Genomic DNA, 12,213 nt, shown 5'->3' with positions numbered 1-12,213 from the left:
TTATGCCCTCGCTTTTTTGCTTTCCGTGAAGAGTCATAAGCCCGTCCCTGTTTACATAGGTATGTAGCATGAGAGGGGACAAGGGGGATCTTGACGATGGAATTTAAGAAACCTTGGAGGTTCAAATCGAAAGAAGACAAGATTGTTGTGGAATCTTGGCCAAAACCCGATCGAATGGAGGAAGATGAACCTTCTTCTATATTCAACGGATTTCGTGAGCATGAAGAAGAGGCAGAGACACAACAGCCCTTTCGTCCGTATTTTCCGCCTCGTCCGTTTGAGGTGGAAAGGAGATGGGGATCTCCTTACGTAAGACCTGCTTACGGAGGTAGAAATGATCGATTCGGGTACCGCCGCACTCCCTATCGCTATGAAGAGGAGGAAGAGGAAGAGCAAACGCCCGTGATATTCTGGCAAACGGCTGGGGCGCTTCTGCTCCTCTTGTTGGTCGTGGTTGCTTTCAAAACGGATCATCCGTTTGCGGATCGGACGAAACAGGTGATCACTGCTTCCTTACAAAAAGACTATATGATCTCTTCGCTAGGTGCTTGGTATCGGGAACACGTCGCCGATAAAATTGCTCTCCCTGTTTTCAATTCGTCAAAATCGACGACCTCCAATGTGACGTTTGTGATGCCTCTCCCCGATGCGAAAGCCAAGAATGTGTTTGATGCAAGGCAACGTCCCGTCATTGAGTTGGCAGGTAAAGCGAATGAGAACGTCAAAGCATCCGCACAGGGAATTGTAGAAAAAGTGGATAAAAACAACGAGTATGGCCAGTATGTGATCATCAATCACGGGGAGCAAACTGGAAAGACGTTATACGGTCATTTGGGACAAGTGACTGTGAAACAGAATGAATGGGTAGACGCGGGACAAGTGATCGGACAACTTGAAAAAAAAGAAGAGGCCGGTTTGCTTTTCGGGTATATGAAGGATCAACAATTTGTCGATCCTAAGCAGATTCTCGACGCTTCTTCACGAGGTGGATCCCAATGAAATATGTCAAGTGGAAACCAAAAGGGATGAAGATTCGCATTCATCCCCTTTTTGTTCTCCTTCTCATCGCGGCAGTTCTCACAGGCATGTGGGCCGACCTGCTCCTGTTGTTTTCCATTATCATCGTTCACGAACTGGGACATGTGTTTGTTGCGAACGCTTATGGATATAAAATTAAAGAGATGGAAATTCTCCCATTCGGTGGGGTAGCAAAGTTGGAACATGGAAGAATGGGATGGAATCCGCGTCACGAAGCGTCCATTGCGGTGGCTGGACCGTTATTCAATTTTTTAATGATCGGTTTCGCTATACTCTTATTACATGCCGGTGTGTTTTCGGAGAATTTTACGTCTTCCATTGTAAAAGGAAATCTCGTGCTTGCTTTCTTTAACATGTTACCAGCATTTCCACTCGATGGAGGGCGGATTTTACGGGCCGCTCTGTCGCGGAATCTCGGATTCAGAATGGCTTCGGAGGTGGCGCTTCGTATGGCGTTCGTAATTTCGCTGTTCTTGATGATTCTTGGGGTCGCTTCGCTTTGGATCGGCCAAGTGAATGTAGGTTTGATAACTCTCGGGGTTTTTTTATTTTTCTCCGCATGGCAGTTGAAAAGGCAATTGCGTTACGATACGGTTCGATTTCTCGATACCAAGCGAAGGAGTATGATTCGAAATCCCCTGCCGGTGCGAAGTCTCGTCGTCAATCCTGATATGTCTGTAAGACAAGTGCTGGATGAGTTTACACCTGACGCCTATCATATGCTGTATGTGGTAGATGGTGAGAAGCGGGTGATCGATGTGATTGCGGAAGAAGAATTGTTAAACGATTTTATGGTCGGTGGCGGTGTTATGAGCACAATTCGTGATCATTTATCGTATCGGGTGAAATAAGGAGTGGAAAGCGTCCGATCGCTTGAAAAAGGGAATCAAGATTCTTTGTCGAAATGGTTGGGGAGTGGAAGCAAGCGAACGAAAGAGATACTGACGGGAAGGTATCCGTACGAGAGTCGCGTTACGACATGACTGGCCGGTGGAAGGAGGTGGAAAGATGCAGCGAAAAATCATTGTGAATGATGATGCGAAAGAAATGAGAGTGGCCCTTCTGGAAGAGGGACGATTGATGGAACTTTATGTCCAAAGATCCGTCTGTCATCGTTTTCTTGGTAACATTTACAAGGGACGAGTGGAAAATGTGCTGCCTGGGATGCAAGCGGCATTTATCGATATAGGAACGGGGAAAAACGCGTTTTTGTACAGGGATGATGCACTACCAGGATTCCTTCTGTCCAGCGAAAAAGAGGTGGATCAAAAAAAGGAGATCACTGATATCTTGCGGAAAGGACAGGAGATCATCGTTCAGATTGAAAAAGAACCCACGGGAACGAAGGGGGCACGAGTGACTACACAGATCGCTCTTGCCGGACGATACACTGTTGTTATGCCTTATTCCGATTACGTAGGGGTGTCCAGAAGGATTGTGGATGAGACGGAGCGAGAGAGACTGAAGAGAATCGTCGACAAGATTCGTCTTTCGGAAGCCGGGATCATCGTGAGGACGGCGGCACAAGACGTATCCGTGGAACAAATAGAACAGGACTACAAGTTCCTGAAAGGGGTGTGGCAGCATGTGTTGCGACAAAGTCAAACACTGACGGCTCCTTGTTTGCTGTATCAAGATCTTAACCTTCTTGCGCGATCGGTTCGGGATTTATTTACGGAAGACACGGACTCCTTCATTGTCGACAGGAAAGCCTGTTACGATTCCGTATGCGATCTGCTCACCCATGTGGCGCCACATCTAAAAGAACGTGTGCAATTGTATGAAGGAAGTGAACCGATTTTTAAACGTTACCAGATTGAGGGAGAGATTGAACGATCCCTCAGACGCAAGGTATGGCTGAAATCGGGTGGCTATATTGTGATCGACGCAATGGAGGCGTTGACAGCGATCGATGTGAATACCGGGAAGTTTGTTGGAACGACTTCTCTTGAAGAAACGGTACTGAAGATCAATCTGGAAGCTGCTCGCGAGATTGCGCGCCAAATCCGCTTGCGGGATATCGGAGGGATGATCATCATCGATTTCATCGATATGCCGCAAGAAGAGCATCGAAAACAAGTTCTCGCGGAATTGGAATTTCAACTAAAACGGGATCGCACACGTACTCAGCTTTTTGGATGGACACAACTCGGGCTTTTGGAAATGACCCGAAAGAAAAATCGCCAGAGCTTGGACGAAATCTTGAGAAAACCGTGTCCAAGTTGTGAAGGTACGGGTAAAACGTACACAGAAGAAACGATCGCGATTCGCATTGAACGCGAGTTGAAAGAAATATCCGGTCAAAACGACAAAGCAGCCTTCTTGATCGAAGCGCATCCATCGGTAGCCGCGAAATTGATTGGCCCCGGGGGAGACAACCTGATACAGTTGGAGAAGGCAGTCGGGAAGAAGATTTATGTGAAAGGCAGAAGCGAGTTGTCTCTTATTGACTATCGCATTTTGGAAGATTCGCTTGGAGAAATTGAAAAATGGGCAACTCCTGTTTACCCGGGTCAAGTCCTGCGTGTCTATGTGGAAGAGCCACATGAACACACCCCGCGAGACGGCATTGCTCGGATCGAAGGTTTTATACTAAACGTTAGCAACGGAGGAAGGTACGTAGGTCAAAAAGTGATTGTCAAAGTGAGGCAAGTTTTTCGTACATACGCGAAAGCAACCCTCGTGGACGAAGAAAACATACATTGACAACTTTTATCTTGCTATGTTAGGATATCGTAGGTAAGCGTATTTTTAGGCATTAGGTAAAGAATGTTCGCCATTCATTGTAGTATGCGAACGATCGCTTGCTGTAACCGCTTGGCACGGGTCTGGAAATCCGTTTAAGGTACCTGGTGCTAGCGAGTTTGGGTGAAGGAGGTGCGATCTGTGTACGCAATTCTTGAAACCGGTGGTAAACAGTACAAAGTACAAGAAGGCGACGTTCTTGTTATTGAGAAACTCGCTGCGGAAGAAGGCGCAAGCGTTAACTTCGACAAAGTTTTGCTTGTTGCTAAGGAAGACGGTGTGATCGTTGGTTCGCCGACAATCGCGGGCGCTTCCGTTTCTGCGAAAGTGGTTGGCCACGGGAAAGCGAAGAAGATCATTGTCTTCAAATATAAAGCGAAAAAGAATTCCCGCAAAAAGCAAGGTCATCGTCAACCGTACACCAAAGTTCAGATCGAAAAGATTAACGCGTAATGATTCAGGTACATGTGCGTCGTGATCACAGGGGGCGAATTCGTCATTTTTCCGTTCGTGGACATGCCGATTTCGCTCAGCACGGACAGGATCTATTGTGTGCGGCGATATCGAGTCTTGTCCAAAACGGAGTGAATGCTCCTGAGGCGTTGCTCGGTGTTCGTTTGCCTGCGATCAGCAAGGACGGGCTTATAGAATCGGATGTCCCTGAATTGTCTGGGGATCTGGATGACAAGGTGCAATTATTGCTTGAGAGCATGATTTATGGTATTCGTTCTTGGGCGGAAGAATTTCCGAAGCATCTTCGTGTCATCGATAAGTTTCCGAACAAAGGAGGTGGAGATACATGATCCAATTAAACCTTCAACAGTTCGCATCGAAAAAAGGGGTAGGTTCTACAAAGAACGGACGTGATTCGATTTCGAAGCGCCTTGGTGTGAAGCGCCAAGACGGTCAAATCGTAACGGCTGGGTCGATTTTGGTTCGTCAGCGTGGAACGAAGATCTATCCCGGTTTGAACGTTGGCAAGGGCGGTGATGACACTCTCTTTGCCAAAGTTGCTGGCCGTGTCGCTTTTGAACGAATGGGACGTGACAAGAAGCGCGTTTCCGTTTATCCTGTAGAGGTACAAGAAGCGGCGGTCCAAGCGTAAGTGTAGGAATGACACGAGAGCAGTTCAGCGATGGGGCTGGACTGCTTTTTTTTGCAACTAGTAAAGTATAAATTGTGGTTAAAAGAACAAACCACAATTTATACTTTCCGGGTATCAAAATTGAGATTTGTAAAAAGGAATCTTCTATGGAGTTGTCGAAAGGAATTTATTGGAGTAATTTAGGTAACGGAAGTGAATTCGTACATGAAGATGTCTCAACGATCAACCGATAGGAAAGTTTTGCTTGCTTTGACTTGCATGATCCTTTTCAGCATAATAGCCATTGGGTTCACATATGCACTCCCGTTTTGGGTAATGGCCATTCCTTGTGCATTTGTTCTCATACAAGGAGTCTATTGTTGCTGGTGGTTGCCATTGCGGCAAGCGGCGATGAGGGAAATGGAATTGCGTGAACAACGGGAAGAGACGTTGCGAATGATGTCGCAATACCGCCATGATTGGTTAAACCACATCCAATTGGTACAAGGTTATATGCAAATGAAAAAATATGAACGGATGGCCGACCCGATACGCACATGTGTAGAAGAAGCGCGCAAACATGCCAAAATCGGAAGTCTCCCGAGCCCACTGGTTGCCTATCGTGTAATGGAGGCCACATTGCGCTATCCGCTGCTGCAGATCGACGTGCAAGCACTCGGATTCACAGGTGAAGACCTCCCCTTTGTCGTCGAGTCAGAGTTAGCCGATACATTTTTTGAGATCTGTGCCGGAGGTGGGGAATTGGCGAATCGGCGAGGCAAACCTGTCAATTGGAGCTTCTCGATTCTTCAACGGGGTGTGGAAGGATTTTCAATAGGACTTCATGTTTCTGGAGAATCTATAACTGACGAATATGTCGATGAAGTCATATCGATCGTCACGGGACAGGGATTGGTCTTTGAAGCTTCGGATCCGGTAGCAGACGGTTATCAGTTGACCTTTCATCTCTCCTATAGCAAGAAGGGATTGCGTCTTCCCAAATGGATCAAGGAAAATACTGCAGATCGCTTGAACGGAAAGAATAAGCTCGAAGACCTCACAATATCAAGAGAGACATATAGGAAAGGAACATGAGGAATGTTTGTCGATACAGCTAGAGTGTATGTGAAAGGTGGAGACGGCGGAAACGGCATCGTATCGTTTCGCCGCGAGAAATATGTTCCGGAAGGAGGACCGGCGGGAGGAGACGGTGGTTGCGGAGGAGACGTCGTTCTCGTCGTTGATGAAGGATTACGAACACTGCTTGATTTTAAGTATCAACGCCATTTTAAAGCGGATCGCGGTGAGCACGGAAAGCCCAAGAATCAACATGGGAGAAACGCTGAAGATCTCGTTGTGCGCGTTCCCCCAGGCACTACGGTAATCGATGCGGAAAGCGGAGAGTTTCTCGGTGATTTGGTTCGTCACGGACAACGTTTAGTTGTCGCTCATGGCGGTCGCGGGGGTCGCGGCAACACGCGGTTTGCTACCCCGGCCAATAAGGCTCCGGAAATTGCGGAAAAAGGAGAGCCGGGAGAAGAACGATGGATTCAGTTGGAATTGAAAGTTTTGGCGGATGTTGGATTAGTTGGTTTCCCGAGCGTCGGAAAATCCACGTTGCTCTCCGTTGTTTCTTCGGCCCGCCCGAAAATCGGAGCTTACCATTTTACAACTTTAACTCCAAATCTCGGTGTCGTGGATGTTGGTGACGGACGCAGCTTTGTTATGGCCGATCTCCCTGGATTGATTGAGGGGGCGCATGAAGGCCATGGTCTTGGCCATCAGTTCTTGCGTCACGCGGAACGAACAAGAGTGATCGTCCATGTGGTCGACATAGCCGCTACAGAAGGGCGTGATCCATATGAAGATTTCGTCACGATCACGAACGAGTTAACCCAATATAACGAGAGATTGGGAAAACTTCCGGTGATCATTGCGGCAAATAAAATGGATGTACCTGGTGCCGAAGAAAATCTTCGTGAATTCCGGGAAAAATTAAAGGAAGATATCCCGATTTATCCGATTTCCGGTGTTACGCGTCAAGGAGTACAAGAACTGATGTATGCAGTGGCCGATTTGCTTGATACAATCCCTCTTGTACAGGAGGATGCGCTCACCGAAGTGGAGGAACAACAGGAACGAAAAGTGTATCGTCTCGAAGACGAAGATGATTCGTTCACGATCACAAGAGACAATGACGTGTTTGTCATTCATTCGGCAAAAATTGAAAAGCTTGTGAAAATGACAAACTTCGAACAATATGATGCGGTCAAACGTTTCCAACGGATTATGAAAGCGATGGGGGTCGATGATGAACTGCGTAAACGCGGGGCAGAAGACGGTGATACGATTCGCATCGGTGATTATGAATTTGATTTTGTCGAATAGGCAGAAGGCGTCGGAAGAGCGTGCGAGTAAAGCTCTTTCACGCCTTTTTTCATAGATTTTTAAAGATAAGATGAACTGTGGAACGATCAGAGTTTTTAGACCTTCTTGTTAAGAGGAAATTTATTTTAAAAATAAAAAATATATATTAACAACTTATTTTTTATATTTTTAAGAAGGATTTTTTTATTAAACCGAGAATCTCAATTCTATACACAAATGCTTTCAGAGGAAGGAGAGATGTGACGATGAATGCTGCCGAGTGGGTGGAGCAAACCCTACAACTTGCACTTGCGAAAAATGCCAGTGATATTCACATGGAACCTTTTGAGGAAGGCTATCAGGTCAGGTTTCGCATTGATGGACAATTAGTCTTTATGGCTGACATTCCATCTTGTGATACGGGGGTGGTTCAAAGAATCAAAGTATTGGCAGGGATTGATATTGCGGAGCGAAGACTGCCGCAAGATGGAAGCTTTCATCTAGGAGCGGGTGGCATGGATGTGGATATACGCGTATCCACATTGCCTACATTGTACGGGGAGAAAGTCGTGATGCGCCTCCTGCGATATCAGTCACAGATTCATGAACTAGGAGAACTGGGAATGGAAGAGAAAGATCTTGAAAGGCTCCTTTGGCTACTCGAAGCTCCACAAGGACTACTCTTAGTCACTGGGGCGACCGGTTCCGGCAAAACGACAACATTATATGCGATGCTTCGCCATCTCGTGAAAACCCGGGTCAGTGTGACCAGTTTGGAGGATCCAATCGAATCGCGAGTGCCCGGTGTTTCGCAAGTACAGATCAATGACAGAGCGGGCTTGACATTCGCACGAGGGTTGCGTGCCGTGCTCAGACAAGATCCGAATGTGATTATGGTCGGTGAAATAAGGGATGAAGAGACGGCAGAAATTGCTGTGCGTGCATCGCTGACAGGTCACTTGGTATTAAGCACATTACATACGATGGACGCAAGAGGGGCTTTTCTCCGGCTTGTCGAATTTGGCATTTCTCCCAAATTAGTCAGTGCCGGTGTAATCGGTATTCTTTCACAAAAATTGGTGGGCGTTCGATGTGAATACTGTAAGGGATCGGGCAATGAACGTCTATGTTCCACTTGTCATGGAACAGGTCTACAGGGAAGACGCGGAGTTTTTCATTTAACTGTCATGAATGATGAACTCAGCACCCAGTTTGTTGAGGGACTCAAACGTGAAAGAAGCATGAATTTTTCGTTTGAATCGCCCGAATGGTTATACGGGGGAGACGAACATGGCACAGTTACGTCAACGATGGAGGAACGAGCGTTGGCTCGCGCGCTTTTGTTCGCGGATGGCTGGACTAACGAGCTGTGGGTATCCGTTGACTGCCGGTCTTCGTTTAATGAAGAAACAATGTGGCAAAGCGGAACGGAAATTATTCGACAAATTGATTCTGGGGATTGAAAGGGGGAGTCCGCTATCCCAACTTTTTTTGGCTGAAGGCTTTCCTTTACTTGTCTATTCACTGGTCGTTGTAGGGGAGGCGAATGGAGATTTAGCGAAAAGCTTTTATCGATTGAGCGATCATTATGAAGCGAAACTTTCCTTTCGACGGGATGTTTGGAATGCTTCCTTCTATCCATTGCTCGTATGTATTGCCTCGATTGTGACAGCGTTCTTTCTGCTGTATGTGATACTGCCTCAATTTGAAGTCCTCTATTTGCAAATGGGTTTTCCGCTGCCGGAAGATACACAGCGACTGTTTCGGTGGGCGGGTTCAATTCGCGCCATACTTCCATGGTTTGTATTCTCATCGTTCACCGTTCTTCTGCTGTTATTCTTTTCTCGCCGAAAACTTCCTCGCATGATGAAACAAACAATCGCAAAAATCCTTTTTCTTCCGTTTATCAAAGACATCTACCGGGTTGTATTTTCTTATCGTTTGGTTGAAAACCTGTCTCTGCTGCTTTCGTCAGGATTGCCAATCTTAGACGTTTTGCAACGAATGGCCGATGTCTCTTTGTTACCTTATGAGCGTCAAACGGTCGAACATATACGGGCGAAAATACTTGCGGGAAGTACACTGTCCGAAGCGCTATCGGCACAACCATGGGTTGATATCAGAGTCTTGCTGGCGATTGAGATTGCCGAAGCCACCGGCGATTTGTCCGCAGCCTGTGAATATGTAGCCGGGGAGTTATCGCAAGAATTGCGTAACAAAAGCAAGCGGTTCATACAGTTGCTGGAGCCAAGCATGCTTTTGTTTCTCGGGGGTGTGATCGGGGTGATCACACTCGCCATGATACTGCCAATGGTTGAATTGGTTCAATCGATTCGATGAAAGGAATGAGAAAAATGATGAAATCGAACAAGATGAATAAAAAACCGCTTCGTGCATCGGGATTTACGCTCATTGAATTGTTGATTTCACTTTTTATCATTTCTGTAATCTCGGCGGTTGCGATGCCCCATCTGCGGGGTTCGGGCGAACGAGCGCAGAAGACATCCTGTGAAGCGAACCAACGTCTTATTCGTGCCGTACTCGAAGATTATTATCTAGAGCATGGACATTATCCATCCGGCAGTTCTGCAGAAATATTGACAGAATTAAAAAACAAGCATTATTTGCAATCGATCCCCACTGAACCTGCAGGGGGAACGTATGAAATTACGACATCGGACGACGGATCCAGTGTGACTGTGAAGTGCAGTGTTCATGGCGAACTCGGTGACTAGAAAATGAAGAGTGAAAAAGGATTTACATTGCTTGAAATGTTGCTTGTACTCGTGATCTTTTCAAGCATACTTACAATCGCACTCCCCGGGATTCGTCGTATCGAGGCGTACTGGCAGTTGCAATCGGTCACTCAGAGGATTGTTGCAGATCTTCGTGAATCACAAGCTTTCGCGATGGCACACAGCGATTATCATGAGATACGCTTTGCCATTTTTGATCCCCGTTATGCGGTCTATGAAGGAGTCACACGTGTACGCAGTGTGGAATATCCGAAAGGGATTTTCTATCCATACGGGTACTCGCAGTTACCGTACAATCACGTTCGTTTTGATGGTACGGGTCATGTGACGACCAGTGGAACGATTCCGCTTGTGAATGCGTACGGGGATCGAACCACGATCGTAATCTACATGCATACGGGAAGAGTAGCTGTAACGGGGGTAGCAAAGAAATGAGAGGGGATTGTGGATTCAGTTTACTCGAGTGCATGCTGGCACTTGTCGTTATGGGATCTTTTTTAGGAGGAGGCGTGATGCTCTTAAGCTCCATTTACAGGATGAACCGAATGGCTGGTCAGATTGAGAGAGCAACAGCTATAGCCGATGAGATATTGGAAAGATACCGCATCACGTCACTTACTCCGCAAGAGTTTGACGTATCGGATTCAGGTATTATCTATCACGGGAAAGTTGAGTTGAAGCTCCAGGACTTAGGAACACAAGTAGTGGTGACCGTTACCTGGACGGAGAGGGGAACGAACCATGAAGTCAGCCTCTATACGTTGTCTGCACGATGAGAGCGGATTAACGCTTATCGAAACGTTGATCGCGCTCGTAGTCATGTCCATTCTCGTACCATCTGTCCTCATTTGGAACCGACACTTCGCCCATCTCGCATCGATGCAATTTGCACGGACGGAAACAGATGTACAGGCGTGGCAAGGGTTTTATTTTATGCGCAGTGAAATCCACGACGGAAAACTTTTCACCGTTTCGTCGAACGGAAAGGAACTCAATTTTTATAACGGAACGGGTGATCAGATCACCTATCGGTGTAACGCATCGAATCAGATCTTGCGTCAAGTAAACGGCGTGGGGGCTTCCGTTATCGCTAATGACGTGGTATCACTTAGCTTCACAGTAGATTCTAGCAGGAAGGGAGTTACCATCTTGATGCAAACGAGTGTAGGCGGTGTGACGCTCACATGGCATGGATTCGTGGCAGGAAGGGGGGGATATTGAGGAGAGATGGATTGTGAGCGTATAAGAATGAACAGCAAGTCAACGGAAATCGCGAACAGAAGATTTCCCCGAAATGAAAGAGAAAGAGGTTCCGTTCTTTTACTCACACTGTTTCTCACAATGCTTGGCGTTTGGATTGCCTCGACGATGTTCATTTCTGCGACGAGTCAATACCGGACTGCTTTGGCCCACCGGCAAATTAGCCAGGGAAATTGGCTCGCGGAAGCCGCGATCATGCGGGCGATCGGAGAATTAAATAGGAATGCTGCTTGGAGGGCCGGTTTTACCAATATCCCTTTTGGTGGTGGAACCTATTCGTTAACGGTTCAGGCTTTAGACAAGCAACTGATGAAACTGTCAGCCGAAGGACGTATCGGTGTGAAAGTCCGACGTACGATTGAAGTCATTTATGATACGAACACGAAAAAGGTACTGAGTTGGAAAGAGGGATGAGAGATCCCTCTTTTCTTGTAAAATTCCCATCTTGCAAGCGATGGTCGCAGAACACCTATTCGGTGCACGAAGCGATAGAGGTATCAAACCGCATGGTTTCAGGCCTCTCACATCTTTACTGTCTTCGGGGACACATAACGATGAAGGATGAATTCTATGATCCCCATCGGAAGTGAAATCAAAAAAGCGTACAGAAGTGGAACATGTACGCCGGGCCAAAGCCATGCGACACCCCATATGATTAGGGAGATTCCGACAAGCCCTAAGAGGGTAGAAGGGATATTTCCCAAGGCGGGAACAATTAGGCGATCAGCGATCAATCCTGTACAAGTGAGGACGAATGCGGTTGCGAGTAAGGGCAAATAGGAGGGATATGTAATCTGCGGACTTACTCTATCGGCCATCCAGAGAAAAAGGGAAAAGGAGAAGATTTTGATCCATCCGTTCATCATCAATCACTCCATTTCTTGTATTATTTTTCATACGTAATAACACTGTTATTCATCTCACGTTGGACAAACTTCTCGCGTGTGTTACGATGATATATAG

General features: G+C 46.7%; 16 protein-coding genes and 1 pseudogene. 16 read left to right on the top strand and 1 reads right to left on the bottom strand.

Annotated features, from left to right (window positions below; genetic code table 11):
• Positions 1 to 96 precede the first annotated feature (96 nt).
• The 16 genes and pseudogenes from DNHGIG_RS00715 (at position 97) to DNHGIG_RS00645 (ending at position 11,664) form a co-directional block, all read left to right on the top strand.
• The gene (locus DNHGIG_RS00715) at positions 97 to 999 is read left to right on the top strand and encodes a M23 family metallopeptidase (protein WP_282197869.1); all 903 of its coding nucleotides are present in this window, start codon (positions 97 to 99) and stop codon (positions 997 to 999) included.
• Positions 996 to 1,889: a site-2 protease family protein gene (locus DNHGIG_RS00710; RefSeq protein WP_282197868.1), complete on the top strand. Its 894-nt coding sequence runs from the start codon at positions 996 to 998 to the stop codon at positions 1,887 to 1,889. The genes DNHGIG_RS00715 and DNHGIG_RS00710 overlap by 4 nt, the downstream gene beginning before the upstream one ends.
• Before the next feature lie 157 nt (positions 1,890 to 2,046).
• The gene (locus tag DNHGIG_RS00705; protein WP_282197867.1) at positions 2,047 to 3,744 is read left to right on the top strand and encodes an Rne/Rng family ribonuclease; all 1,698 of its coding nucleotides are present in this window, start codon (positions 2,047 to 2,049) and stop codon (positions 3,742 to 3,744) included.
• Between the two features lie 180 nt (positions 3,745 to 3,924).
• Entirely contained in the window at positions 3,925 to 4,236 is a 312-nt protein-coding gene (gene rplU, locus DNHGIG_RS00700) for a 50S ribosomal protein L21 (protein WP_282197866.1), read from the top strand.
• Positions 4,236 to 4,586 carry a ribosomal-processing cysteine protease Prp gene (locus DNHGIG_RS00695; protein ID WP_282197865.1) on the top strand — a complete coding sequence of 117 codons (351 nt, stop codon included), beginning with the start codon at positions 4,236 to 4,238 and terminating at the stop codon, positions 4,584 to 4,586. The genes rplU and DNHGIG_RS00695 overlap by 1 nt, the downstream gene beginning before the upstream one ends.
• Positions 4,583 to 4,888 (top strand): 50S ribosomal protein L27, encoded by a 306-nt coding sequence (rpmA, locus tag DNHGIG_RS00690; RefSeq protein ID WP_282197864.1) that lies wholly within the window; start codon positions 4,583 to 4,585, stop codon positions 4,886 to 4,888. Before DNHGIG_RS00695 ends, rpmA begins: the two co-directional genes overlap by 4 nt.
• 204 nt (positions 4,889 to 5,092) lie before the next feature.
• Positions 5,093 to 5,962, top strand: a complete 870-nt coding sequence (locus DNHGIG_RS00685; protein ID WP_282197863.1) for a Spo0B domain-containing protein — start codon at positions 5,093 to 5,095, stop codon at positions 5,960 to 5,962.
• Between the two features lie 3 nt (positions 5,963 to 5,965).
• Positions 5,966 to 7,255, top strand: coding sequence for a GTPase ObgE (gene obgE, locus DNHGIG_RS00680; protein ID WP_282197862.1), 1,290 nt, complete (start codon positions 5,966 to 5,968; stop codon positions 7,253 to 7,255).
• Between the two features lie 245 nt (positions 7,256 to 7,500).
• Positions 7,501 to 8,697, top strand: a complete 1,197-nt coding sequence (locus DNHGIG_RS00675; protein ID WP_282197861.1) for a GspE/PulE family protein — start codon at positions 7,501 to 7,503, stop codon at positions 8,695 to 8,697.
• Positions 8,585 to 9,574, top strand: a complete 990-nt coding sequence (locus tag DNHGIG_RS00670) for a type II secretion system F family protein (protein WP_282197860.1) — start codon at positions 8,585 to 8,587, stop codon at positions 9,572 to 9,574. The genes DNHGIG_RS00675 and DNHGIG_RS00670 overlap by 113 nt, the downstream gene beginning before the upstream one ends.
• Before the next feature lie 14 nt (positions 9,575 to 9,588).
• A complete protein-coding gene (locus DNHGIG_RS00665) occupies positions 9,589 to 9,969 on the top strand; it encodes a competence type IV pilus major pilin ComGC (protein WP_282197859.1) in 381 nt (126 codons plus the stop codon).
• Between the two features lie 3 nt (positions 9,970 to 9,972).
• Positions 9,973 to 10,425, top strand: coding sequence for a type II secretion system protein (locus DNHGIG_RS00660; RefSeq protein ID WP_282197858.1), 453 nt, complete (start codon positions 9,973 to 9,975; stop codon positions 10,423 to 10,425).
• A pseudogene (locus DNHGIG_RS20890) lies at positions 10,422 to 10,493 on the top strand (prepilin-type N-terminal cleavage/methylation domain-containing protein); the annotation flags it as partial. The gene DNHGIG_RS00660 and the pseudogene DNHGIG_RS20890, both read left to right, overlap by 4 nt.
• Positions 10,494 to 10,502: 9 nt before the next feature.
• Positions 10,503 to 10,766, top strand: a complete 264-nt coding sequence (locus tag DNHGIG_RS00655; RefSeq protein WP_282197857.1) for a hypothetical protein — start codon at positions 10,503 to 10,505, stop codon at positions 10,764 to 10,766.
• Entirely contained in the window at positions 10,732 to 11,211 is a 480-nt protein-coding gene (locus tag DNHGIG_RS00650; RefSeq protein ID WP_282197856.1) for a prepilin-type N-terminal cleavage/methylation domain-containing protein, read from the top strand. The genes DNHGIG_RS00655 and DNHGIG_RS00650 overlap by 35 nt, the downstream gene beginning before the upstream one ends.
• A 27-nt stretch (positions 11,212 to 11,238) precedes the next feature.
• Complete coding sequence (locus tag DNHGIG_RS00645; RefSeq protein ID WP_282197855.1) at positions 11,239 to 11,664, top strand: hypothetical protein; 426 nt, start codon at positions 11,239 to 11,241, stop codon at positions 11,662 to 11,664.
• Between the two features lie 107 nt (positions 11,665 to 11,771).
• On the opposite strand, the gene DNHGIG_RS00640 is transcribed toward DNHGIG_RS00645, so the two are convergent.
• Positions 11,772 to 12,113 (bottom strand): DUF2512 family protein, encoded by a 342-nt coding sequence (locus DNHGIG_RS00640; protein WP_282197854.1) that lies wholly within the window; start codon positions 12,111 to 12,113, stop codon positions 11,772 to 11,774.
• Between the last annotated feature and the right edge of the window lie 100 nt (positions 12,114 to 12,213).

This window comes from Collibacillus ludicampi (assembly GCF_023705585.1).
GTDB lineage: Bacteria > Bacillota > Bacilli > Tumebacillales > BOQE01 > Collibacillus > Collibacillus ludicampi.
The sequence above is the reverse complement of the archived record's forward strand: the minus strand, read 5'-3'. Positions and strand labels throughout refer to the sequence as shown.

Excerpts from the sequence above, each read along its gene's own strand:
- DNHGIG_RS00715 (WP_282197869.1), top strand. The coding sequence starts at position 97 with ATGGAATTTAAGAAACCTTGGAGGTTCAAATCGAAAGAAGACAAGATT.
- DNHGIG_RS00695 (WP_282197865.1), top strand. The coding sequence starts at position 4,236 with ATGATTCAGGTACATGTGCGTCGTGATCACAGGGGGCGAATTCGTCAT.
- rpmA (WP_282197864.1), top strand. The coding sequence starts at position 4,583 with ATGATCCAATTAAACCTTCAACAGTTCGCATCGAAAAAAGGGGTAGGT.
- DNHGIG_RS00660 (WP_282197858.1), top strand. The coding sequence starts at position 9,973 with ATGAAGAGTGAAAAAGGATTTACATTGCTTGAAATGTTGCTTGTACTC.
- DNHGIG_RS00645 (WP_282197855.1), top strand. The coding sequence starts at position 11,239 with ATGAACAGCAAGTCAACGGAAATCGCGAACAGAAGATTTCCCCGAAAT.
- DNHGIG_RS00640 (WP_282197854.1), bottom strand. The coding sequence starts at position 12,113 with ATGAACGGATGGATCAAAATCTTCTCCTTTTCCCTTTTTCTCTGGATG.
- DNHGIG_RS00655 (WP_282197857.1), top strand. The coding sequence starts at position 10,503 with ATGCTCTTAAGCTCCATTTACAGGATGAACCGAATGGCTGGTCAGATT.
- DNHGIG_RS00705 (WP_282197867.1), top strand. The coding sequence starts at position 2,047 with ATGCAGCGAAAAATCATTGTGAATGATGATGCGAAAGAAATGAGAGTG.
- DNHGIG_RS00685 (WP_282197863.1), top strand. The coding sequence starts at position 5,093 with ATGAAGATGTCTCAACGATCAACCGATAGGAAAGTTTTGCTTGCTTTG.
- DNHGIG_RS00665 (WP_282197859.1), top strand. The coding sequence starts at position 9,589 with ATGATGAAATCGAACAAGATGAATAAAAAACCGCTTCGTGCATCGGGA.
- DNHGIG_RS00650 (WP_282197856.1), top strand. The coding sequence starts at position 10,732 with ATGAAGTCAGCCTCTATACGTTGTCTGCACGATGAGAGCGGATTAACG.
- obgE (WP_282197862.1), top strand. The coding sequence starts at position 5,966 with ATGTTTGTCGATACAGCTAGAGTGTATGTGAAAGGTGGAGACGGCGGA.
- DNHGIG_RS00710 (WP_282197868.1), top strand. The coding sequence starts at position 996 with ATGAAATATGTCAAGTGGAAACCAAAAGGGATGAAGATTCGCATTCAT.
- DNHGIG_RS00675 (WP_282197861.1), top strand. The coding sequence starts at position 7,501 with ATGAATGCTGCCGAGTGGGTGGAGCAAACCCTACAACTTGCACTTGCG.
- DNHGIG_RS00670 (WP_282197860.1), top strand. The coding sequence starts at position 8,585 with ATGGCTGGACTAACGAGCTGTGGGTATCCGTTGACTGCCGGTCTTCGT.